A 22,239-nucleotide genomic window follows, 5' to 3' on the forward strand; every position below is an offset into this window, starting at 1 on the left:
CCGGATAAGGCGTCTACGCCGCCATCCGGCATGGATTACAGGCGGGGAAGCACGTCAGCCGGCAAATTATAGAGTTTCGCCAGAGTATAGACTTTGTCGTTCACCCCCGTCAGCGACACCTCGTTGCCCTGCTTTTTTGCCAGACTGATGAGATGAACCAGCAACGCCAGTCCCCCTGTATCCACTCGGGAAACCTGGCTGAGATCGATACAGGTCACGCCCGTCATCGCCTCGACGCGCGCATCCCATAAGGGATTCAGCACGTCCTGGTCCAGTTCTCCCACCAGCGCCAGTTTGTCACCGTCACGCGTCCAGTTGAGTGACTGGGTCATTACTTCTTCTCTTCCAGCGTGATTTTTTGCTGCGCGATAGATTTCAGTTGCGCCGTCAGACCATCGATTCCTTTAGTACGCAGCAGATCGCTCCACTCATTCTGTTTGGTGGTGATCATGCTGACGCCTTCGGCAATCATGTCATAGGCCTGCCAGTGACCCGTCTGCGTGTTTTTACGCCACTGGAAATCCAGACGTACCGGAGGACGACCGTTTGGATCGAGGATCGTCACGCGGATCGGAACGATGGTCGCATCGCCCAACGGTTGTTCCGGAGCAATCTGGTACGTCTGGCCGTGATACATCGCCAGCGCCTGACCGTAAGCCTGTTTCAGGTATTCACGAAACGCGGCGAAATAGGCTTCACGCTGCGCCGGCGTGGCCTCTTTGTAGTAACGGCCCAACACCAGCGCACCAGCATATTTCACCTGCACATACGGCAGCAGCTCCTGGTCAACCACATCACGCAGATAGTCCGGATTAGAACGGATTTTCGGCTGTTCGTTTTTCAGGCGGTCGAAGGTTTTCTGCGCCGCTTCATCCATCAACTTGTAAGGATTGGTTTGATCGGCTGCAATGGCGGTGCTCAGCGGTGCAATCACCAGCAGAGCCACCATCATTAAACGCTTAAGCATAATTCGATTCTCCTGAGATTAATTCGTTGTGCCCGCAGGCCCAGTGGCTTCATTATGGCCTTCGTTCGGTGCCGACGCATCGCCAGAATTCTTATTGTCATCGCCTTTACTGTTGCTGTTGTAAAGGAACTGACCAATCATGTCTTCCAGCACCATCGCGGATTTGGTGTCCTGGATTGTGCCGCCATCTTTGAGGATAGACGTTCCCAGCTCAGGATCTTCAAAACCGACGTTCAGCGCCAGATACTGTTCCCCCAGCAGACCCGACGTGCGGATGCTCAGAGAACTGGTATCAGGGATGTGGTTATAGCGCTCTTCGATGTCCAGCGTCACGCGCGGTAAATAGGTCTTTGGATCCAGGGAGATGTCCGCCACGCGCCCCACCACCACGCCACCGATACGCACCGGCGAGCGCACTTTCAGGCCGCCGATATTATCGAATGTCGCGTAAATCGTGTAGGTCGGTTCTGTACGCATAGAGGTCACGTTGGCCGCCTTCAGGCAGACAAACAGCGCGGCCAGCAATGCGGCTAACAAGAAGATCCCCACCCAAATTTCATTTTTTTTCGTTTGCATGAACTCAATTCCCAAACATCAATGCGGTCAGTACAAAGTCCAGACCCAGAACGGCCAGCGACGAATGCACAACGGTGCGTGTGGTTGCCCGGCTGATTCCCGCCGAGGTCGGAATCGCATCATACCCATTGAACAATGCAATCCAGGTGACCGTGATAGCGAACACCACGCTTTTAATCAAACAGTTGACCAGATCCAGACGCCAGTCGACGGCATTCTGCATCGCAGACCAGAAGAAGCCAGCATCAATCCCCTTCCAGCTTACGCCGACCAGAGAACCGCCCCAGATCCCGACGGCCACAAACAAAATCGTCAGCAGCGGCAGAGAAATCACGCCCGCCCAGAAACGCGGAGAGATCACCCGGCGCAGTGGATCGACGGCCATCATTTCCATACTGGAAAGCTGCTCCGTCGCGCGCATCAGGCCAATTTCAGCGGTCAACGCAGAGCCCGCACGCCCCGCAAACAGCAGCGCGGCGACGACCGGACCGAGTTCACGCAGCAGCGACAACGCCACTAACATCCCCAGACTGGTTTCCGCACTGTAGGTGGTGAGTACCAGATAGCCCTGCAAACCCAGCACCATGCCGATAAACACGCCAGAGACAATAATAATGAGCATCGACAGGACGCCCACATTATAAAGCTGGCGCACCAGCAGTGGCGCGTGTTTACGAAATTCCGGTTTGCCGACCAGCGCATTGAACAACATTAACCCGGCACGCCCGAACGTTCTGAGGGTTTTAATCCCCTTATGTCCCAGCGTTGCCAGTGCATTTAACAGCATGAGTGGCTTAACTCCCTGTTCCGAGTAAATCAGAGTGATAATCGCCCGCAGGATAGCGGAACGGGACCGGCCCGTCTGCAATGCCATCCAGGAACTGACGCACACGCGGGTCGTCATTCTCTTGCAACGCCTGCGCGCTGCCGTGGGCCACAATCTTTTTGTCCGCCATAATCCAGGCGTGATCGGCAATGCTCAGGACCTCAGGCACATCGTGAGAGACCACGATACAGGTCACGCCCAGCGCACTGTTTAATTCTGAAATCAGTTTGACCAGCACACCCATGGTGATCGGATCCTGGCCGACAAACGGCTCATCAAACATGATGAGATCCGGTTCCAGCGCAATGGCGCGCGCTAACGCCGCCCGGCGCGCCATCCCACCAGACAGCTCTGAGGGCATCAGTTTTGCCGCCCCGCGCAGACCGACCGCTTCCAGTTTCATCATCACCGTGCTTTTCAGTAACGGTGCGGGAAGCGTGGTATGTTCGTGCAGCGGATAGGCAACGTTATCAAACACGTTCATATCGGTGAACAGCGCCCCCGACTGAAACAGCATACTCATCCGTTTACGTACCGTGTAGAGGCGCGAGCGAGACATCTCAGGAATGTTCTCGCCATCAAACAGGATCTCTCCTTTATCAGGCGGAATTTGTCCGCCAATCAGGCGCAACAGCGTCGTTTTACCGATGCCTGATGGCCCCATGATCGCGGTGATCTTTCCACGCGGCACGGTCAGGGAGATATTATCGAAAATGCAGCGATCGCCACGCGTAAAGCTGACATCGCGCATATCGACTAAATTCGCCACAGACTCACCCATTGATTCATCCTTCGTGTTGCTTGTTGATCTGAGCATGGCGCTGAATTTGACCATGAACCCATCATATTTACAGAATATTACCTGCCCTGGTTAGCGAAAGCTGGCATTTGTTTTACTTTTTAGCTGCATAAAGTCAAAATTAAGACTTCGTTACGGTTTCCAGACGATCCCGGTGGACCGGCGAGTATACCTGAAGAAAGGACTTTAGATGCTTTTAGCAACGGCGCTGTTAATCATTGGTTTATTATTGGTCGTCTACGGCGCCGACCGCCTGGTATTTGCCGCGTCAATCCTGTGCCGAACGTTCGGGATCCCGCCGCTGATTATCGGTATGACGGTAGTCAGTATAGGCACATCTCTGCCTGAAATTATTGTTTCTGTCGCCGCCTCTCTGCACGGGCAGTTAGATTTAGCTGTCGGCGCCGCGCTCGGCTCTAACATTACCAACATTTTATTGATCCTTGGCCTTGCCGCGTTGATCCACCCTTTTACCGTGCATTCCGATATTCTGCGTCGCGAATTACCGCTAATGTTGCTGGTTAGCGTGGTAGCCGGATCCGTACTCTTTGACGGACAACTCAGCCGCAGCGATGGTATCTTTCTTTTACTGTTGGCCGTGTTATGGCTGCTGTTCATTGTTAAAATCGCCCGTCTCGCTGAGCGTCAGGGCAATGACAGCCTCACCCGGGAACAGGTTGCCGAGTTGCCGCGCGAAGGCGGGCTACCGGTGGCGTTTTTATGGCTGGGCATTGCGCTGATTATCATGCCAATGGCCACCCGAATGGTGGTGGATAACGCCACGGTGATTGCCAATTATTTCGCGATGAGCGAACTGACAATTGGTCTGACGGTAATCGCAATTGGCACCAGCCTGCCTGAACTGGCTACCGCTATTGCTGGCGTGCGCAAAGGTGAGAACGATATCGCGGTGGGCAATATCATCGGCGCGAACATTTTTAACCTCACCATTGTCCTCGGCCTTCCCGCTCTGATTACGCCGGGTGATGTCAACCCGCTGGCGTTCAGCCGTGACTACAGCGTGATGCTGCTGGTGAGCATCATCTTTGCATTACTCTGCTGGCGGCGTCCCCGCCAGTCCGGTCGCGGCGCGGGCGCGCTGTTGACCGGCGGTTTTATCGTATGGCTGGCGATGTTGTATTGGCTATCGCCACTTCTCGTTGGATAACTGGAAACAGACATATGTCGCACTTAGCGTTACAACCGGGTTTTGACTTTCAGCAAGCCGGCAAAGAAGTTCTGGCAATTGAACGTGAAGGCTTGGCGGAGCTCGATCAGTACATCAACCAGGATTTCACGCTCGCTTGTGAAAAAATGTTCAACTGCACCGGCAAAGTGGTGGTGATGGGCATGGGGAAATCGGGGCATATAGGCCGCAAAATGGCCGCGACCTTTGCCAGCACCGGAACCTCGTCATTCTTCGTTCATCCTGGCGAAGCCGCCCACGGCGATCTGGGAATGGTGACCTCGCAGGATGTCGTGATTGCCATCTCCAACTCCGGGGAATCCAGCGAGATCGCGGCCCTGATTCCGGTTCTTAAGCGACTGCAGGTTCAGCTCATCTGCATCACCGGTCGACCAGAAAGCAGCATGGCGCGTGCTGCGGATGTCCATCTGTGTGTTAAAGTACCGCAAGAAGCCTGTCCGCTTGGACTGGCTCCGACCAGCAGCACCACCGCCACATTAGTGATGGGCGATGCGCTGGCGGTGGCGTTGTTAAAGGCGCGCGGATTTACCGCGGAGGATTTCGCGTTATCGCATCCGGGCGGCGCCTTGGGGCGTAAACTGCTGCTACGCGTGAACGATATTATGCATACGGGTGATGAGATCCCGCATGTCACCAAAGAAGCCAGCCTGCGCGATGCGCTGCTGGAAATCACCCGCAAGAACCTCGGCATGACCGTGATTTGCGATGAAGCGATGAAGATCGACGGTATCTTCACCGACGGTGATTTACGTCGCGTCTTTGATATGGGCGTTGACGTGCGCCAGCTCGGTATTGCCGACGTGATGACGCCTGGGGGCATTCGTGTGCGTCCAGGAATTCTGGCGGTCGATGCCCTGAACTTAATGCAGTCCCGCCATATCACCTCCGTGATGGTTGCCGATGGCGACCAGTTACTGGGTGTGTTACATATGCATGATCTCCTGCGTGCAGGCGTTGTGTAGAAATTCAAGGATAACGAGAAATGAGCAAAGCAGGTGCGTCGCTTGCGACCTGTTATGGACCCGTCAGCGCGGACGTCATCGCCAAGGCAGAGAATATCCGTCTGCTGATTCTTGATGTCGATGGCGTGCTGTCGGATGGCCTGATTTATATGGGCAACAACGGTGAAGAACTGAAGGCTTTTAACGTCCGTGACGGTTACGGGATCCGTTGTGCGCTGACGTCTGATATTGACGTCGCCATCATTACCGGACGAAAGGCTAAACTAGTAGAAGAAAGGTGTACCACACTGGGTATCACGCACCTGTATCAGGGGCAGTCGGACAAGCTGGTCGCCTTTTACGATCTGCTGGCAAAGCTTGAGATTGCACCGGAAAACGTAGCCTACGTCGGTGACGATCTGATTGACTGGCCGGTAATGGAAAAAATTGGCCTGAGCATTGCCGTTGCGGATGCGCATCCGTTACTGCTTCCGCGCGCGGATTATGTCACGAAGATCGCGGGCGGGCGCGGCGCGGTACGAGAAGTCTGTGATTTATTATTACTGGCGCAGGGTAAGCTTGATGAGGCCAAAGGGCAATCGATATGAGTAAAGCCAGACGTTGGGTTATCATTCTCCTGTCATTGGCCGTGCTGGTGCTGATTGGGATTAACCTGGCCGATAAAGACGACACGGCGCAGGTGGTCGTGAATACAAGCGATCCGACCTATAAGAGCGAGCATACGGACACCATGGTCTACAGTCCGGAAGGCGCGCTGAGCTATCGTTTGATCGCCCAACATGTTGAATATTATTCCGATCAGGCCGTTTCGTGGTTCACACAACCCGTATTAACGACGTTTGATAAGGACAAGATCCCGACGTGGTCAATCAAAGCGGATAAAGCCAGGCTGACCGAGGATCGGATGCTGTATCTTTATGGTCACGTTGAAGTCAACGCGCTGGTGCCTGACGCTCAACTTCGAAAAATTACCACCGATAACGCACAGATCAATCTGGTGACGCAGGATGTTACCTCTGAAGACCTCGTCACGTTATACGGAACAACTTTTAACTCCAGCGGACTGAAAATGCGCGGCAACTTACGCAGCAAGAACGCCGAGCTGATTGAAAAGGTTAGAACCTCCTATGAAATTCAAAACAAACAAACTCAGCCTTAATCTTGTGCTTGCCAGCTCACTTCTGGCCGCCAGCATTCCGGCGTTCGCCGTCACCGGCGATACCGAACAGCCGATCCACATCGAATCGGACCAGCAGTCTCTGGATATGCAGGGCAACGTTGTGACCTTCACCGGTAATGTCATTGTGACCCAGGGCACTATCAAAATTAACGCCGATAAAGTGGTCGTGACCCGCCCTGGCGGTGAAGAGGGTAAAGAGGTCATTGACGGCTTCGGCAACCCGGCCACGTTCTATCAAATGCAGGACAACGGTAAGCCGGTAAAAGGTCACGCGTCGAAAATGCATTATGAACTGGCGAAAGATTTTGTCGTGCTCACCGGCAATGCATACCTGGAACAGCTCGACAGCAACATCACCGGGGACAAAATTACCTATCTGGTGAAAGAGCAGAAAATGCAGGCCTTCAGTGAGAAAGGCAAGCGTGTGACCACCGTTCTGGTGCCGTCGCAGTTGCAGGATAAAAACCAGACCCCGGCTCAGAAGAAGAGTAACTAATTCGCTATGGCAACATTAACTGCAAAGAATCTGGCGAAGGCCTACAAAGGCCGCCGCGTCGTGGAAGATGTCAGCCTGACCGTCAACTCGGGCGAGATTGTCGGTCTGCTTGGGCCGAACGGTGCGGGTAAAACCACCACCTTCTACATGGTCGTCGGCATTGTGCCGCGTGATGCCGGTAACATCATCATTGATGATGAAGACATCAGTCTGCTGCCGCTGCACGCCCGCGCGCGCCGCGGAATTGGCTATCTGCCGCAGGAAGCGTCGATTTTTCGTCGCCTGAGCGTGTACGATAACCTGATGGCAGTTCTGCAAATTCGTGACGATCTCTCCAGCGAACAGCGTGAAGACCGCGCTAACGAGCTGATGGAAGAGTTCCACATTGAGCATCTGCGCGACAACATGGGGCAGTCGCTCTCCGGGGGGGAACGTCGCCGTGTGGAAATCGCCCGTGCGCTGGCCGCCAACCCTAAATTTATCCTGCTGGACGAACCGTTTGCCGGCGTTGACCCCATATCTGTTATCGATATCAAACGCATTATTGAACATCTGCGTGACAGCGGTCTTGGCGTATTGATTACCGACCATAACGTTCGCGAAACGCTGGCCGTGTGTGAGCGGGCCTATATCGTGAGCCAGGGACACCTGATCGCGCACGGTACGCCAACAGAAATCCTGCAGGACGAACACGTGAAACGCGTATACCTTGGGGAAGACTTCAGACTCTGATAGGGTAGAAGTTTGCGACGTCATAGCGGGAGAAAACAACTCTGAACATGAAGCAAGGTTTGCAACTCAGGCTGAGCCAACAACTGGCGATGACGCCGCAGCTACAGCAGGCAATTCGTCTGCTGCAGTTGTCCACGCTGGAACTGCAGCAGGAACTCCAGCAAGCGCTGGAGAGCAATCCACTGCTGGAGCAAACCGATCTTCACGACGAAGTTGATACCCACGAAACCCAGGACAGCGAAACGCTGGATACCGCCGACGCCCTCGAACAAAAAGAGATGCCGGAAGAGTTGCCGCTCGACGCCAGCTGGGATGAGATCTACACCGCCGGTACGCCTTCAGGCACCAGCGGTGACTACATTGACGATGAGCTACCCGTTTATCAGGGTGAAACCACGCAGACCCTACAGGATTACCTGATGTGGCAGGTGGAACTCACCCCGTTCTCCGATACCGACCGCGCCATCGCCACGTCGATTGTGGATGCGGTTGACGACACCGGTTACCTCACCGTTTCGCTGGACGACATCCTCGAAAGCATGGGCAATGAAGAGGTCGGTCTTGATGAAGTTGAAGCCGTTCTCAAACGTATTCAGCGGTTTGATCCCGTAGGCGTGGCGGCAAAAGATCTGCGTGATTGCCTGCTGATCCAGCTTTCGCAGTTCGACAAGGCGACCCCTTTCCTTGAAGAAGCCCGGTTGATCATCAGCGATCATCTCGATCTGCTGGCGAACCACGACTTCCGTACTCTGATGCGCGTCACACGTCTCAAAGAAGAGGTGCTCAAAGAAGCGGTCAATCTGATCCAATCGCTCGATCCACGCCCCGGGCAGTCGATCCAGACTGGTGAACCGGAATACGTGATCCCTGACGTGCTGGTGCGTAAGCATAACGGCCACTGGATGGTCGAGCTCAACGGAGACAGCCTCCCTCGCCTGCAGATCAATCAGCACTACGCCGCGATGTGCAACGGTGGGCGTAATGACGCCGACAGTCAGTACATCCGCAGTAATTTGCAGGACGCGAAGTGGCTGATTAAGAGTCTGGAGAGCCGCAACGATACCCTGCTGCGCGTCAGCCGTTGTATCGTTGAGCAGCAGCAAGCCTTCTTTGAGCAAGGCGAAGAATTTATGAAACCGATGGTGTTGGCGGATATCGCTCAGGCCGTCGAGATGCACGAATCGACCATTTCTCGTGTGACGACGCAGAAGTATCTGCACAGTCCACGCGGCATTTTTGAACTGAAGTATTTTTTCTCCAGCCATGTGAATACCGAGGGGGGTGGCGAAGCTTCCTCCACCGCGATCCGCGCACTGGTGAAGAAGTTGATTGCGGCGGAAAACCCTGCGAAGCCCCTGAGCGACAGCAAGCTAACATCGATGCTGTCGGAACAAGGCATCATGGTGGCGCGCCGCACCGTTGCGAAGTACCGAGAGTCTTTATCCATTCCGCCGTCAAACCAGCGCAAACAACTGGTTTGACCCAACCGATAAGGAAGACACTATGCAGCTCAACATCACTGGAAACAACGTCGAGATAACAGAAGCCCTGCGTGACTTTGTTAATACCAAGTTCGCCAAACTCGAACACTATTTTGACAGAATCAATCAGGTCTATATTGTGTTAAAGGTGGAGAAGGTCACCCACATCTCGGATGCAACACTGCATGTAAACGGTGGCGAAATTCACGCCAGCGCGGAAGGTCAGGATATGTACGCGGCCATTGATGGCTTAATCGATAAGCTGGCAAGACAGCTCACAAAGCATAAAGATAAACTGAAACAACACTAATTGTCCGGGCAGTTAGCGGGTGCAGGACGGCCTGTTGTGCACAACAACAGGCCATTTGTACAGTTAGCGCTCCGAATTTGTCTCGCCGCGGCGGGGCAAATTCTTAGGTGAAATTATGATAAATAACGATACGACTCTACAACTGAGCAGTGTACTTAACCAGGAATGTACGCGCAGTGCCGTTCACTGCCAGAGCAAAAAACGCGCGCTGGAAATCATCAGTGAACTGGCGGCAAAACAGCTCAGTTTACCGCCGCAGGTCGTTTTTGAAGCGATCCTGACGCGCGAAAAAATGGGCAGTACCGGCATCGGCAATGGGATCGCCATTCCGCACGGTAAGCTTGAAGAAGATACCCTGCGCGCCGTCGGCGTGTTTGTGCAACTGGAAACACCCATCGCCTTCGACGCGATTGATAATCAACCCGTTGATCTGCTTTTTGCCCTGCTGGTACCAGCGGATCAAACCAAAACGCACCTGCATACATTATCGCTGGTGGCTAAGCGTCTGGCAGATAAAACGATCTGCCGTCGACTGCGCGCCGCGCAGAGCGATGAAGAGTTGTATCAAATCATCACTGACACCGAAGGCGGTCAGGATGAAGCATAACTCCCCTTTTGTCGTGGTGAGGAGAAACAGTACATGGTACTGATGATCGTCAGCGGTCGTTCAGGGTCAGGTAAATCTGTCGCCCTGCGCGCGCTTGAAGATATGGGTTTTTACTGCGTGGATAACCTTCCCGTGGTGCTGTTACCCGATCTGGCTCGCACGCTTGCCGAACGCCAGATTTCGGCAGCCGTCAGCATTGATGTACGCAATATGCCGGAGTCGCCGGAAATTTTTGAGCAGGCGATGAACAACCTGCCTGAGGCGTTCTCGCCGCAACTGCTGTTCCTTGATGCCGATCGCAACACATTGATTCGTCGCTACAGCGATACCCGTCGTCTACACCCCCTTTCCAGCAAGAATCTGTCGCTGGAAAGCGCCATCGATCAGGAAAGTGACTTACTGGAACCGCTGCGTTCTCGCGCCGACCTGATTGTCGATACCTCAGAAATGTCGGTGCATGAACTGGCGGAAATGCTGCGGACCCGCCTGTTGGGTAAACGTGAGCGTGAACTGACGATGGTGTTTGAGTCCTTCGGCTTTAAGCACGGGATCCCCATCGATGCCGATTACGTCTTCGACGTCCGCTTTCTGCCGAACCCCCACTGGGACCCGAAACTGCGTCCGATGACCGGTCTCGACAAGCCCGTCGCCGCCTTCCTCGACAGGCACACAGAAGTACACAATTTTATCTACCAGACTCGCAGCTATCTTGAGCTATGGTTACCCATGCTGGAGACCAACAACCGTAGCTATCTAACTGTGGCTATCGGTTGTACCGGCGGGAAACACCGTTCGGTGTATATTGCAGAACAGCTGGCAGACTACTTCCGCTCACGCGGTAAAAACGTACAGTCACGCCATCGTACGCTGGAAAAACGCAAAACATGACCGTGAAGCAAACTGTTGAAATCACGAACAAGCTGGGCATGCATGCTCGCCCAGCAATGAAACTTTTTGAGTTAATGCAGGGATTTGATGCGGAGGTCCTGCTACGAAATGATGAAGGCACCGAAGCGGAAGCCAACAGCGTTATTGCGCTGCTGATGCTGGACTCTGCCAAAGGCCGACAAATTGAGATTGAAGCCTCCGGTCCGCAAGAGGTCGAAGCGCTGGCTGCCGTCATCGCCCTTTTCAATTCGGGTTTCGACGAAGACTAAATTTTCACGCCCGACGAATATCTTCACAGAAAACGCCACCCGGCGTTTTTTTATTTTTTTGCCTCATACCTGTACAAAACGTGCGCTTTTTCACTTAAGACATACCTTAAGAAAACCTTAAGGCAAGTCGTTTAGGTTTCATTTAACTTGAGCGTTCATACTGGATTATTGTCAGTAAATATTTCCAGGATATCACTTATGATTCGTTTATCAGCAGAGACTCCCCTGGGCACCGGACGACATCGTAAATGTTATGCGCATCCGGATGATGCCCAGCGTTGTATTAAGATCGTTTACAACAGTGGTCAGGGCGGCGACAGAGAGACACAGCGCGAACTGAAGTACTATGCGCATCTCTCTCGCTATCTGAAAGACTGGAGTGGTATCCCGCGTTATTACGGCACGGTAGAGACTGACTGCGGAACAGGTTACGTTTACGATGTGATTGCCGATTATGATGGCAAGCCATCCATCACCCTTACCGAATTTGCCAAACAATGTCGTTACGAAGACGATTTTGCCGAGTTGCGTAAGTTGCTGAAGAAGCTAAAACGCTATCTGCGTGATAACCACATCGTGACCATGACGCTAAAACCGCAGAACGTTCTCTGCCACCGAATCAGCGAATCGGAAGTGGTGCCGGTGGTTTGCGATAACATTGGTGAAGGGACATTGATTCCGCTGGCGACATGGTCAAAATGGTTCTGCCAACGTAAGCAGGAAAGATTGTGGCAGCGTTTTATCGCGCAACCGGTACTGGCCGTCGCGCTGGAAAAAGCTCCCCAACCCAAAGAACACGCCGGGCTGTCTCTCTCTTCGCGAGAAGCTTAATCCAGTGCATGGCGGGTCATAAACGACTCGCCGCCCAACTGCCGCATTTGACGCAGTATCCACGCCTGACGGCTACGCACATAGCCTGAGGGCGCTGCGGCCTTAAAGCGCAAGGGATTGGGTAATACGGCAGCCAACAGCGCCGCTTCGGACTGAGTCAATCGGCTGGCCGGTTTACCAAAATAGCGCTGAGCTGCGGCTTCCACGCCAAATACACCCTCACCAAATTCCGCAATATTCAGATATACCGTCAGGATCCTCTTTTTGCTCCAGACAGTTTCAACACCGACCGTAAGCCCGGCTTCCAGCCCTTTACGCAGCCAACTGCGACCATCCCAAAGAAAGAGATTTTTAACAGTTTGCTGTGACAACGTTGAGGCACCGCGAATACGGCTTTCATGGCGTTCATTATGTGACAGCGCTTTTTCGATGGCAGCAACGTCAAAACCCCAGTGGTCCGGGAAGGTCTGGTCTTCTGCGGCAATTACCGCTAACCCCATCCACGGAGAGATCTCATCCATGCTCACCCAGTCGGAATGAGCAACATAGCCAAAGTCACCCTGTAGCCAGGCGCCGATCTGCCGCTCGGCCATTACCGCCGAAAAAGGCACAGGCACCACGCTAAACAGCGCAATGCCACCGCCCCAAAACACGGCGAGGATAATCACGACGCGCAATATCACTCGCCTCAGAAAGGCGAAAACCCCTTTCTTCATTCCGCCAGAACCAGCACGCGTGATACCAGTTTTTCGATACCCATTGCCGCCTGAGCGATATCCTGCGCCAGCATATAGGCAGGCGTAGTGACGATTTTATTGTCTTCATCAACAACGATATCGTCGACCGGGCACGGCACATGCTCCGCCCCCATCTCTTCCAGCACTTCTGCCGTATCGATATCAGTTCCGATTGTCAGACGCAGCGGAAAGTCGAAAATTTTCGGCAGCATGGCCGGTGCGATGCACATAAAACCCAGCGGCTTGCCCGACTGATGCATCGCCAGAGCAAGCGCGGCTAAATCCGGATCAACCCTGCATTCGCTGCCCAGGCTTGCAAAGTTGCTTAAATTTTTAGCCGCGCCAAAACCACCGGGAACAATCAGCGCATCCAGATCCGCTGAGACTGCCTGAGAAAGCGGACAAATATTGCCGCGTGTAATGCGAGCCGCTTCGATCAGTACATTACGGGTTTCCGCCATCGGTTCGCCCGTCAGATGATTAATCACATCGGCCTGCGCTTTGTCAGGCGCAAAGCAGACGGCCTGCGCGCCACTGCGGGCAATGGCCAGCAACGTCAGTACGGCCTCATGAATTTCAGCACCGTCATACACGCCGCATCCACTAAGAACTACGCCTATTTTTTTCATTCAAATGTCCTTTTCGTTACGATCAGCAGCACATTAATAATTGTGATTAAAATGCTACGCTTCACACATTTAACTGATTCATGTAACAAAGCATTTAAGATTTGCTATCTTAAATGCGTGCGGCCCGAATTTGAGTGCTGCGCCTTTAAATCACAATTAACACTTACGGCGCAGCCACGATTTCCCTGGTGTTGGCGCAGTATTCGCGCACCCCGGTCTAGCCGGGGTCATTTTTTTCCAGCGTTTGCCACCCAGGCCTTCAATACTGCAACGTCGTGTTGCCACTCCTGCTTCATCTCTTCAATCCATTCGCCCACGTTATCTTCCCACGCAGGAAGATCGGGTGACTGGATCTGCTGCCCCAGTTGTTGCAGATAACGAAGACCAACGGAACCGGCAGCGCCTTTAATTTTGTGCCCTTCTTCCACCACGCCTTTTTTGTCACGCGCGGTCAGATTGGACTCCAGAACGCTTAAATAGCCCGGCATCATCTTCTCGAACACCGCCAGGCCATCGGTAATTAGCTTCGGCCCCACCAGCTCTATGTACTGTTCCAGCATCGGAATATCTAATAGCGCTTGCGATTTACTGCTCTCTTCAGATTTCACCGTGCACTCCTCCTCGTCTCGGGTATCCCAGTACTTCTTAATCATGGCGGTTAATGCCGGTACTGACAGCGGCTTGCTCAGCACGTCATCCATACCCGCATCCAGATACTCTTTTTTATCTTTCAGGACGTTTGCCGTAAGCGCCACCAGCGGTGGCAGATCTTCACGCGCGTAACGCTGAGTCAGTTCTCGTGAGATATCGAGGCCGGTCATATCCGGCAACTGAATATCCAGCAACACCAGGTCATATTCGCCTGGCGTGAACATCTCCAGCGCCGCTTTCCCGGTCATAGCGACATCTACGCTATTGCCCAGTTTTTCCAGCACCGAGCGCGCCACAATGACGTTCAGTTCGATATCTTCCACCAGCAGAACGTTCAACGCCGGCAGTGGCAAATCGTCATCGTCAAACGCATCTTCGACTTCTTCTGCCACTGCTGGCGCATTCACTGTCAGGGTAAAGACAGAGCCTTTGCCTGGCTGGCTTGCCACGGTGATATCCCCACCCATGTTTTTCGCCAGACGACGCGAGACCGCCAGACCGATACCCGTACCGGTCGCCGGTTTTCCGCCGTGGCTGTCTTTGACCTGATAATACATGGCGAAAATTTTGTCCTGCTCGTCCTGTGGAATGCCAATACCGGAGTCTTCTACTTCAAAATGCAGAATGCTGCCTGCGTCATAACGTACGCGCACGGTCACCTGGCCCTGCTGGGTAAATTTCACCGCGTTGCTGATCAGGTTCCACAGTATCTGGCGCAAACGCGTGCCGTCAGTCACCACTTTATGCGGCAGCGGTAAGGTCGGTTCGAGCACAAAACGCAATCCTTTCTGTTGCGCCTGCAGGCCGGAGAGGTTTTCCAGATCGGCCATAAAGCTCGTGAAATCCACCGGCTGATTATCCAGTTGAACCTTACGCCGCTCCATCTTATCCATATCAATGATATCGTTGAAGATATTCCCCAACGTCACGGCGGAGACATGGATCGTTTTCAGGTATTTTTCCTGTTCGGCCGTCAGATCGGTATCCAGCAGAATGCGGCTCAGGCCGACAATTCCGTTCAGCGGCGTACGCAGTTCGTGGCTGATGGTGGAAATAAAAGTGGTTTTATCGCGGCTGGCGCGCTCAAGCGCATCCTGATAGCGCTTGCGCTCGGTAATATCGCGACCAAAACCCATCAGGCCATGACGTTTACCGACGCGATCGTAATAAGGGACTTTGCGGATTTCAAAACAGGCTTTACGCCCGTCCGGATAATCAAGCCATTGCTCATAGGTCAGCGACACATTATGGCGGAAGACTTTTTCGTCGGTCTCAATGACCTTTTCGGCCGCCTCCGGCGAGTACACGTCAGCAGGCTTTAAATGCACTAACTGCTTTTCGCTTTTGCCAGTGAGCAGTTCCATCGCCCGGTTACAGCCGGAAAACTCTTTATCTTCATTGCGATAAAAAACCAGATCCGGCGAGGCGTCCAAAAAGGAACGCAGGAAGGAGGATTGTTGTTCAAGCTGAATCTGCGCTTCTTCGCGTTCTTTGATCTCAACTTTGAGCTGCTCAAACGTTGACTGGCGTTCCGCCTCTGCCTTTTCGCGGTCGGCAATCTCCTGATTCAGCTGCGAAATATTATCTTTCAGTTGGACGTTGAGCTTAAGGTCGCGCTCACGCATCTCCTCCAGCTTCTGCACCAGCCGGGATAACCGCTGACGAGACTCCTCCAGTTGCTCCACCACCACCGACAAAAAATAGACCGCCCAGGGGGTGATTAACAAACCAAAGAAAATAGAGCGGATGACATCGATCTGTTCGACCCGACCATGCAGCACCATGGTGACCGCCATCTGCACCACAATTGCCAGCACAACGAGCGCTAACGCCAACAGCAGCGAAAAGCGCACCAGACCCAATTTCATCATCAGGTCCACATAGTACTGCGCCAGCATACGAATTTGCTTCATCAGGGATTTCCTTTACGACAACCTGGCACAATAATACTCAATTCTGGGCAAGACGTTAGAGAATGTGCAAGAAATGCGAATGCCCGTCATACTTCAGGTTCCGGGCGGAACCCATGCCCGTCCGAGCGCAGAACCCTGCACGCCGTGCGTATTCAGATAACGATCCAACTCGACCATTCCGGTCCAGCGGTTTTCGCACCACAATGGTGCCAGTAACGTGGGGCGTCGTGCACTGGCAGAAATGCGATGATAAATCACTTCTGGCGGCGTATGCCGGATCATTTCGCCTGCGGTTTGCGTGTAGTCATCCAGTTCGATCCCGTTCAGACGCCCTGCTTCCCAGGCTTTTGCCATAATGCTGCCCTTCACGATATGTAACGGATGCAGTTTGATGCCATCCACTCCGGTGTCAACCACCCGTTCGAGCGTTTGCAGGCATTCCGCTTGCCCTTCTCCCGGCAGGCCGACTATAAGGTGCGAACAAACTTTCAGACCGCGCTCACGGGCAAGGCGGGTCGTGCGTTGGTAACAGGCAAAATCATGGCCGCGATTGATGCGGTGCAGGGTTTTGTCATGCGCGGTCTGCAACCCCAGTTCCAGCCACACTTCGTAGCCCTGGTCTTTATATTCGCAAAGCAGATCGAGCACCGCATCCGGTACGCAGTCGGGGCGTGTTCCCACGCACAACCCGACGATACTGGCCTGGCTGACGGCCTGCTGGTACATCGAGCGCAACACCTGTACTTCAGCAAAGGTACTGGTATAGGCCTGAAAATAGGCCAGATAGCGTTTCGCGCGATTAACCAGATGCGCCTGATGTGCGAGTTGTTCGGCGATCGAATGATGCTGCTGCGCTTCATCCGCAAAAGAGGCAACATTACAGAAAGTACAGCCGCCGCGTCCGATGGTGCCATCGCGATTCGGACAGCTGAATCCGCCGTGAAGCGTCAGTTTATGCACCTTTTGCCCATAACGACGAGAAAGATCCCCACCAAACATATTGACTAATTTCTGTAACTGCATAATCTGATAGACCGCGCCTTGAAAAGAGGCCAAAGCCTGCCATTTTTAGCCCTTGTCGGCGATGACCTGGATCAATCGCCCCGGCAGGCTTTTATCATTTGCATATATATTCGAAATAAACGATATTTCATTCACAACCCAGCCAATTACTTTTCCTTATCCCCGGCCATTTTTTTTATCTTCTGACGTCGATTGCGCAAAAACAGTATCATGAAACGCCATACCACAACAAACCAGCATAAAACACTGCATCTGACGATGAATAAAGCGAAGACATGAGCTAACAAGCGGTTATGACAGTGAGACAGATCACACTCCTCGTCTCGTTTCCAGAACGTTAATTCAATGTCAAAATGATAATATCTTTAATATTTTCATCAATATACATGCTCTATAGCACATTATTTGATAAATAAGATTGCCATTTGACCTGTGTGTGGATTCCCGATAAGTTGGAAATCCGCTGGAAGCTTTCTGGATGAGCGGTGTGCTCATCATATTTATGCAGTAATTGAGATTCCCTCTGACAGCAAGTCCTCAAACTTGTTTGACCTAAGCGCAATGGATGATAAAGAGGGCGAATGCGAGGTAAGCGTATGACACGCAAACCCCGTCGCCATGCTCTTGGTGTGCCCGTGCGCAAACGGTATCGGAAGGGGTCACGCAGAGCCTGGGGAGGTTCACTGATATGTTGTACGATAAATCCCTTGAGAAGGATAACTGTGGTTTCGGCCTGATCGCCCACATAGAAGGCGAACCTAGCCACAAGGTGGTGCGTACCGCCATACACGCACTGGCCCGTATGCAGCACCGTGGCGCAATCCTCGCTGATGGTAAAACCGGCGACGGTTGTGGTCTGCTGCTGCAAAAACCTGACCGCTTCTTCCGCATCGTTGCGCAAGAGCGCGGCTGGCGTTTAGCCAAAAACTACGCGGTCGGCATGATCTTCCTGAACAAAGATCCTGAACTGGCCGCAGCATCTCGCCGTATTGTCGAAGAAGAGCTTCAGCAAGAAACTCTGTCGATTGTTGGCTGGCGCGATGTGCCGACCAACGAAGGCGTACTGGGCGAAATCGCCCTCTCCTCCCTGCCGCGTATTGAACAAATTTTTGTGAATGCGCCTGCGGGCTGGCGTCCACGTGATATGGAACGTCGTCTGTTCATCGCCCGCCGCCGTATTGAAAAACGCCTGCAGGAAGACAAAGACTTCTACGTCTGTAGCCTGTCAAACCTGGTCAACATCTATAAAGGTCTGTGTATGCCGGCGGATCTGCCGCGCTTTTACCTGGACCTCGCGGATCTGCGTCTGGAATCAGCCATTTGCCTGTTTCACCAGCGCTTCTCCACGAACACCGTGCCGCGCTGGCCGCTGGCACAGCCGTTCCGCTATCTGGCGCACAACGGCGAAATCAACACCATTACCGGTAACCGCCAGTGGGCTCGCGCCCGTACTTATAAATTCCAGACCCCGCTAATCCCGGATCTGCACGACGCCGCGCCGTTCGTTAACGAAACCGGCTCCGACTCCAGTTCTATGGATAACATGCTGGAACTGCTGCTGGCGGGCGGGATGGACATCATCCGCGCCATGCGTCTGCTGGTGCCGCCCGCCTGGCAGAACAACCCGGATATGGACCCGGATCTGCGCGCCTTCTTCGACTTTAACTCCATGCATATGGAGCCGTGGGACGGCCCGGCCGGTATCGTCATGTCCGACGGGCGTTTCGCAGCCTGTAACCTCGACCGTAATGGTCTGCGTCCGGCGCGCTATGTCATCACTAAAGACAAGCTGATCACCTGCGCGTCTGAAGTGGGGATCTGGGACTACCAGCCTGACGAAGTCGTCGAAAAAGGCCGCGTCGGCCCTGGCGAACTGATGGTTATCGACACCCGCGGCGGTTGCATTCTGCATTCCGCCGAAACGGATGACGACCTGAAAAGCCGCCATCCATATAAAGAGTGGATGGAGAAAAACGTCCGCCGCCTGGTGCCGTTTGAAGATCTGGCTGACGATCAGGTGGGCCAGCGGGAGCTGGATGACGATACACTCGCCAGCTACCAGAAACAGTTTAACTACAGCGCCGAAGAGCTGGATTCCGTTCTCCGCGTGCTCGGCGAAAACGGTCAGGAAGCGGTCGGTTCAATGGGTGACGATACTCCGTTTGCCGTACTTTCCAGCCAGCCGCGCATCATTTACGACTACTTCCGTCAGCAGTTTGCCCAGGTGACGAACCCCCCTATCGATCCGCTGCGTGAAGCGCATGTCATGTCGCTGGCCACCAGCATCGGTCGCGAGATGAACGTCTTCTGCGAGGCGGAAGGTCAGGCGCACCGTCTGAGCTTTAAATCACCGATTCTGCTGTACTCCGATTTCCAACAGCTCACCACGATGAAAGAAGAGCACTATCGTGCTGACCGGCTGGATATCACCTTCGATGCGACGCAAACCACGCTGGAAGAGACGGTCAAAGCACTGTGCGATACCGCCGAGCAGATGGTACGCAGCGGCACCGTTCTGTTGGTGTTGACGGATCGTAATATCGGCAAAAATCGTCTGCCGGTCCCGGCCCCAATGGCGGTCGGGGCGGTACAGACGCGGCTGGTAGAACAGAGCCTGCGCTGCGATGCCAACATCATCGTCGAAACCGCCAGCGCCCGTGACCCGCACCACTTCGCCGTACTGCTGGGCTTTGGCGCGACGGCTATCTACCCGTACCTCGCGTACGAGACGCTGGGCCGTCTGATCGACACCCAGGCGATCGCCAAAAACTACCGTACTGTGATGCTGAACTACCGTAACGGCATCAATAAAGGGTTGTACAAAATCATGTCCAAAATGGGCATTTCGACCATCGCTTCCTATCGTTGCTCCAAACTGTTTGAAGCGGTGGGCCTGCATGATGATGTCGTGAATCTCTGCTTCCAGGGCGTGGTCAGTCGCATCGGCGGCGCGGGCTTTGCTGACTTCCAGCAGGACCTGCTGAACCTGTCCAAACGCGCGTGGCTGGCGCGTAAACCGATTCCCCAGGGCGGACTGCTGAAGTATGTGCACGGCGGTGAATACCACGCTTACAACCCGGACGTGGTACGCACGCTGCAACAGGCGGTACAGAGCGGTGAGTACAGCGACTATCAGGAATACGCAAAACTGGTCAATGAACGTCCCGCGACAACACTGCGCGATCTGCTGGCGATTAATCCTGGCGACAACGCGGTCAGCATTGATGACGTTGAACCGGCGAGCGAACTGTTCAAACGGTTCGATACCGCGGCGATGTCTATCGGCGCACTGAGCCCGGAAGCGCACGAAGCGCTGGCGGAAGCGATGAACAGTATCGGCGGGAACTCAAACTCCGGCGAAGGCGGCGAAGACCCGGCACGCTACGGCACCAACAAAGTCTCCCGCATCAAACAGGTGGCTTCCGGTCGCTTTGGCGTAACGCCAGCATATCTGGTCAACGCCGACGTGATTCAGATTAAAGTCGCGCAGGGCGCGAAACCGGGCGAAGGCGGTCAGCTACCGGGTGATAAAGTCACGCCGTACATCGCCAAACTGCGCTACTCGGTGCCGGGCGTGACGCTGATCTCCCCGCCGCCGCACCACGATATCTACTCTATCGAGGATTTAGCGCAGCTCATTTTCGACCTGAAACAGGTGAACCCGAAGGCGATGATCTCCGTGAAGCTGGTGTCCGAACCGGGCGTCGGTACCATCGCTACCGGCGTGGCGAAAGCCTACGCTGACCTGATCACCATCGCCGGTTATGACGGCGGTACGGGCGCAAGTCCGCTCTCCTCGGTGAAATACGCGGGTTGTCCGTGGGAACTGGGGCTGGTGGAAACTCAGCAGGCGCTGGTCGCCAACGGCCTGCGTCATAAGATTCGTTTGCAGGTCGATGGTGGTCTGAAAACCGGCGTAGATATCATCAAAGCGGCGATCCTCGGTGCTGAAAGCTTCGGCTTCGGTACCGGCCCGATGGTGGCGCTGGGCTGTAAATACCTGCGTATTTGCCATCTCAACAACTGTGCAACCGGTGTGGCAACCCAGGACGACAAACTGCGCAAGAACCATTATCACGGTCTGCCGTTCAAAGTGACCAACTACTTTGAGTTTATCGCTCGCGAAACGCGCGAACTGATGGCGCAGCTTGGCGTGACGCGTCTTGTGGACCTGATTGGCCGTACCGACCTGCTCAAAGAGCTGGACGGGTTTACCGCCAAACAGCAAAAGCTGGAACTGTCCCGACTGCTGGAAACCGCGGAGCCGCACCCCGGCAAAGCGTTGCACTGCACCGAAAACAATCCGCCGTTTGATAATGGCGTGCTGAACGCGCAGTTACTGCAACAGGCGAAACCGTATGTCGATGAGCGCCAGAGCAAAACCTTCTGGTTCGATATTCGCAACACCGATCGTTCCGTTGGCGCGTCGCTCTCTGGGTACATTGCCCAGACACATGGTGACCAGGGGCTGGCCTCTGACCCGATTAAAGCGTACTTCAACGGCACGGCAGGCCAGAGCTTTGGCGTCTGGAACGCGGGCGGCGTGGAGCTGTACCTGACCGGCGATGCTAACGACTATGTCGGTAAAGGCATGGCGGGTGGTTTGCTGGCGGTGCGTCCACCGGTCGGTTCCGCTTTCCGCAGCCATGAAGCCAGCATCATCGGTAACACCTGCCTGTATGGCGCGACCGGTGGTCGTCTGTATGCCGCAGGGCGGGCGGGCGAACGTTTTGCCGTGCGTAACTCTGGCGCAATTACCGTGGTAGAAGGGATTGGCGACAACGGGTGTGAATACATGACCGGCGGGATCGTCTGTATCCTCGGCAAAACCGGGGTGAACTTCGGCGCGGGTATGACGGGCGGGTTCGCCTATGTGCTGGACGAAGATGGTGAGTTCCGTAAACGCGTAAACCCGGAACTGGTCGAAGTGCTGGGCGTTGACGAACTGGCTATCCACGAAGAGCATCTGCGTGGCCTGATCACCGAACACGTGCAGCATACCGGTTCACAGCGCGGGGAAGAGATTCTGGCTAACTGGTCAGCCTTCGCTAACAAATTCGCACTGGTTAAACCGAAGTCCAGTGATGTAAAAGCACTGTTGGGTCACCGTAGTCGTAGCGCAGCAGAGCTGCGCGTGCAGGCGCAGTAAGGGGTA

22 protein-coding genes are annotated in these 22,239 nt (G+C 54.1%); 13 read left to right on the top strand and 9 right to left on the bottom strand.

Annotated elements, in window-relative coordinates:
• Positions 1-35 precede the first annotated feature (35 nt).
• Genes mlaB through mlaF form a run of 5 tightly spaced genes read right to left on the bottom strand, consistent with a single transcriptional unit; the run spans position 36 to position 3,150 of the window.
• A complete protein-coding gene (mlaB, locus tag QNN88_RS15310) occupies positions 36-332 on the bottom strand; it encodes a lipid asymmetry maintenance protein MlaB (RefSeq protein WP_414240964.1) in 297 nt (98 codons plus the stop codon).
• Positions 332-967: a phospholipid-binding protein MlaC gene (gene mlaC, locus QNN88_RS15315; protein WP_042325061.1), complete on the bottom strand. Its 636-nt coding sequence runs from the start codon at positions 965-967 to the stop codon at positions 332-334. The genes mlaB and mlaC overlap by 1 nt, the downstream gene beginning before the upstream one ends.
• Positions 968-985: 18 nt before the next feature.
• Entirely contained in the window at positions 986-1,543 is a 558-nt protein-coding gene (gene mlaD, locus QNN88_RS15320) for an outer membrane lipid asymmetry maintenance protein MlaD (protein ID WP_414240965.1), read from the bottom strand.
• A gap of 4 nt (positions 1,544-1,547) precedes the next feature.
• The gene (gene mlaE, locus QNN88_RS15325; protein WP_042325057.1) at positions 1,548-2,330 is read right to left on the bottom strand and encodes a lipid asymmetry maintenance ABC transporter permease subunit MlaE; all 783 of its coding nucleotides are present in this window, start codon (positions 2,328-2,330) and stop codon (positions 1,548-1,550) included.
• Positions 2,331-2,337: 7 nt separating this feature from the next.
• Positions 2,338-3,150 (bottom strand): phospholipid ABC transporter ATP-binding protein MlaF, encoded by an 813-nt coding sequence (mlaF, locus tag QNN88_RS15330; protein WP_414240966.1) that lies wholly within the window; start codon positions 3,148-3,150, stop codon positions 2,338-2,340.
• A gap of 208 nt (positions 3,151-3,358) precedes the next feature.
• Here mlaF and QNN88_RS15335 point away from each other — a divergent pair, with 208 nt between their 5' ends.
• The 12 genes from QNN88_RS15335 to yrbL all read left to right on the top strand — a co-directional run bounded on the left by QNN88_RS15335 (position 3,359) and on the right by yrbL (position 12,131).
• A complete protein-coding gene (locus QNN88_RS15335; protein WP_414240967.1) occupies positions 3,359-4,336 on the top strand; it encodes a calcium/sodium antiporter in 978 nt (325 codons plus the stop codon).
• Between the two features lie 14 nt (positions 4,337-4,350).
• Positions 4,351-5,337, top strand: a complete 987-nt coding sequence (gene kdsD, locus QNN88_RS15340) for an arabinose-5-phosphate isomerase KdsD (protein WP_414240968.1) — start codon at positions 4,351-4,353, stop codon at positions 5,335-5,337.
• 20 nt (positions 5,338-5,357) lie between these two features.
• On the top strand, positions 5,358-5,924 hold the full coding sequence (gene kdsC, locus QNN88_RS15345) for a 3-deoxy-manno-octulosonate-8-phosphatase KdsC (RefSeq protein ID WP_414240969.1): 567 nt from the start codon (positions 5,358-5,360) through the stop codon (positions 5,922-5,924).
• On the top strand, positions 5,921-6,496 hold the full coding sequence (gene lptC, locus QNN88_RS15350; RefSeq protein ID WP_414240970.1) for an LPS export ABC transporter periplasmic protein LptC: 576 nt from the start codon (positions 5,921-5,923) through the stop codon (positions 6,494-6,496). Before kdsC ends, lptC begins: the two co-directional genes overlap by 4 nt.
• The gene (gene lptA / locus QNN88_RS15355) at positions 6,465-7,013 is read left to right on the top strand and encodes a lipopolysaccharide ABC transporter substrate-binding protein LptA (RefSeq protein WP_206163192.1); all 549 of its coding nucleotides are present in this window, start codon (positions 6,465-6,467) and stop codon (positions 7,011-7,013) included. Before lptC ends, lptA begins: the two co-directional genes overlap by 32 nt.
• A gap of 6 nt (positions 7,014-7,019) precedes the next feature.
• Positions 7,020-7,745 carry an LPS export ABC transporter ATP-binding protein gene (lptB, locus tag QNN88_RS15360; protein ID WP_042998305.1) on the top strand — a complete coding sequence of 242 codons (726 nt, stop codon included), beginning with the start codon at positions 7,020-7,022 and terminating at the stop codon, positions 7,743-7,745.
• Between the two features lie 47 nt (positions 7,746-7,792).
• Entirely contained in the window at positions 7,793-9,226 is a 1,434-nt protein-coding gene (rpoN, locus tag QNN88_RS15365; RefSeq protein ID WP_414240971.1) for an RNA polymerase factor sigma-54, read from the top strand.
• Between the two features lie 22 nt (positions 9,227-9,248).
• Positions 9,249-9,536, top strand: coding sequence for a ribosome hibernation promoting factor (hpf, locus tag QNN88_RS15370; RefSeq protein WP_103779762.1), 288 nt, complete (start codon positions 9,249-9,251; stop codon positions 9,534-9,536).
• 115 nt (positions 9,537-9,651) lie between these two features.
• Complete coding sequence (gene ptsN / locus QNN88_RS15375; RefSeq protein ID WP_042325036.1) at positions 9,652-10,143, top strand: PTS IIA-like nitrogen regulatory protein PtsN; 492 nt, start codon at positions 9,652-9,654, stop codon at positions 10,141-10,143.
• A gap of 33 nt (positions 10,144-10,176) precedes the next feature.
• Entirely contained in the window at positions 10,177-11,031 is an 855-nt protein-coding gene (gene rapZ, locus QNN88_RS15380) for an RNase adapter RapZ (RefSeq protein ID WP_012908509.1), read from the top strand.
• A complete protein-coding gene (gene npr / locus QNN88_RS15385) occupies positions 11,028-11,300 on the top strand; it encodes a PTS phosphocarrier protein NPr (protein WP_042325034.1) in 273 nt (90 codons plus the stop codon). Before rapZ ends, npr begins: the two co-directional genes overlap by 4 nt.
• A gap of 198 nt (positions 11,301-11,498) precedes the next feature.
• Positions 11,499-12,131, top strand: coding sequence for a PhoP regulatory network protein YrbL (gene yrbL / locus QNN88_RS15390; RefSeq protein ID WP_414240972.1), 633 nt, complete (start codon positions 11,499-11,501; stop codon positions 12,129-12,131).
• On the opposite strand, the gene mtgA is transcribed toward yrbL, so the two are convergent.
• The 4 genes from mtgA to QNN88_RS15410 all read right to left on the bottom strand — a co-directional run bounded on the left by mtgA (position 12,128) and on the right by QNN88_RS15410 (position 17,084).
• Entirely contained in the window at positions 12,128-12,847 is a 720-nt protein-coding gene (gene mtgA / locus QNN88_RS15395; protein WP_414240973.1) for a monofunctional biosynthetic peptidoglycan transglycosylase, read from the bottom strand. The two genes, yrbL and mtgA, sit on opposite strands and share 4 nt — an antisense overlap.
• The gene (gene elbB, locus QNN88_RS15400) at positions 12,844-13,497 is read right to left on the bottom strand and encodes an isoprenoid biosynthesis glyoxalase ElbB (RefSeq protein ID WP_414240974.1); all 654 of its coding nucleotides are present in this window, start codon (positions 13,495-13,497) and stop codon (positions 12,844-12,846) included. Before elbB ends, mtgA begins: the two co-directional genes overlap by 4 nt.
• A gap of 227 nt (positions 13,498-13,724) precedes the next feature.
• The gene (gene arcB, locus QNN88_RS15405; RefSeq protein WP_414240975.1) at positions 13,725-16,061 is read right to left on the bottom strand and encodes an aerobic respiration two-component sensor histidine kinase ArcB; all 2,337 of its coding nucleotides are present in this window, start codon (positions 16,059-16,061) and stop codon (positions 13,725-13,727) included.
• A gap of 93 nt (positions 16,062-16,154) precedes the next feature.
• On the bottom strand, positions 16,155-17,084 hold the full coding sequence (locus QNN88_RS15410; RefSeq protein ID WP_414240976.1) for a TIGR01212 family radical SAM protein: 930 nt from the start codon (positions 17,082-17,084) through the stop codon (positions 16,155-16,157).
• Positions 17,085-17,772: 688 nt separating this feature from the next.
• Here QNN88_RS15410 and gltB point away from each other — a divergent pair.
• A complete protein-coding gene (gene gltB, locus QNN88_RS15415) occupies positions 17,773-22,233 on the top strand; it encodes a glutamate synthase large subunit (protein WP_414240977.1) in 4,461 nt (1,486 codons plus the stop codon).
• Positions 22,234-22,239: the final 6 nt, after the last annotated feature.

The organism is Citrobacter sp. ANG330 (assembly GCF_047467925.1).
GTDB lineage: Bacteria > Pseudomonadota > Gammaproteobacteria > Enterobacterales > Enterobacteriaceae > Citrobacter_A > Citrobacter_A amalonaticus_G.

Excerpts from the sequence above, each read along its gene's own strand:
- mlaB (WP_414240964.1), bottom strand. The coding sequence starts at position 332 with ATGACCCAGTCACTCAACTGGACGCGTGACGGTGACAAACTGGCGCTG.
- mlaC (WP_042325061.1), bottom strand. The coding sequence starts at position 967 with ATGCTTAAGCGTTTAATGATGGTGGCTCTGCTGGTGATTGCACCGCTG.
- mlaD (WP_414240965.1), bottom strand. The coding sequence starts at position 1,543 with ATGCAAACGAAAAAAAATGAAATTTGGGTGGGGATCTTCTTGTTAGCC.
- mlaE (WP_042325057.1), bottom strand. The coding sequence starts at position 2,330 with ATGCTGTTAAATGCACTGGCAACGCTGGGACATAAGGGGATTAAAACC.
- mlaF (WP_414240966.1), bottom strand. The coding sequence starts at position 3,150 with ATGGGTGAGTCTGTGGCGAATTTAGTCGATATGCGCGATGTCAGCTTT.
- QNN88_RS15335 (WP_414240967.1), top strand. The coding sequence starts at position 3,359 with ATGCTTTTAGCAACGGCGCTGTTAATCATTGGTTTATTATTGGTCGTC.
- kdsD (WP_414240968.1), top strand. The coding sequence starts at position 4,351 with ATGTCGCACTTAGCGTTACAACCGGGTTTTGACTTTCAGCAAGCCGGC.
- kdsC (WP_414240969.1), top strand. The coding sequence starts at position 5,358 with ATGAGCAAAGCAGGTGCGTCGCTTGCGACCTGTTATGGACCCGTCAGC.
- lptC (WP_414240970.1), top strand. The coding sequence starts at position 5,921 with ATGAGTAAAGCCAGACGTTGGGTTATCATTCTCCTGTCATTGGCCGTG.
- lptA (WP_206163192.1), top strand. The coding sequence starts at position 6,465 with ATGAAATTCAAAACAAACAAACTCAGCCTTAATCTTGTGCTTGCCAGC.
- lptB (WP_042998305.1), top strand. The coding sequence starts at position 7,020 with ATGGCAACATTAACTGCAAAGAATCTGGCGAAGGCCTACAAAGGCCGC.
- rpoN (WP_414240971.1), top strand. The coding sequence starts at position 7,793 with ATGAAGCAAGGTTTGCAACTCAGGCTGAGCCAACAACTGGCGATGACG.
- hpf (WP_103779762.1), top strand. The coding sequence starts at position 9,249 with ATGCAGCTCAACATCACTGGAAACAACGTCGAGATAACAGAAGCCCTG.
- ptsN (WP_042325036.1), top strand. The coding sequence starts at position 9,652 with ATGATAAATAACGATACGACTCTACAACTGAGCAGTGTACTTAACCAG.
- rapZ (WP_012908509.1), top strand. The coding sequence starts at position 10,177 with ATGGTACTGATGATCGTCAGCGGTCGTTCAGGGTCAGGTAAATCTGTC.
- npr (WP_042325034.1), top strand. The coding sequence starts at position 11,028 with ATGACCGTGAAGCAAACTGTTGAAATCACGAACAAGCTGGGCATGCAT.
- yrbL (WP_414240972.1), top strand. The coding sequence starts at position 11,499 with ATGATTCGTTTATCAGCAGAGACTCCCCTGGGCACCGGACGACATCGT.
- mtgA (WP_414240973.1), bottom strand. The coding sequence starts at position 12,847 with ATGAAGAAAGGGGTTTTCGCCTTTCTGAGGCGAGTGATATTGCGCGTC.
- elbB (WP_414240974.1), bottom strand. The coding sequence starts at position 13,497 with ATGAAAAAAATAGGCGTAGTTCTTAGTGGATGCGGCGTGTATGACGGT.
- arcB (WP_414240975.1), bottom strand. The coding sequence starts at position 16,061 with ATGAAGCAAATTCGTATGCTGGCGCAGTACTATGTGGACCTGATGATG.
- QNN88_RS15410 (WP_414240976.1), bottom strand. The coding sequence starts at position 17,084 with ATGCAGTTACAGAAATTAGTCAATATGTTTGGTGGGGATCTTTCTCGT.
- gltB (WP_414240977.1), top strand. The coding sequence starts at position 17,773 with ATGTTGTACGATAAATCCCTTGAGAAGGATAACTGTGGTTTCGGCCTG.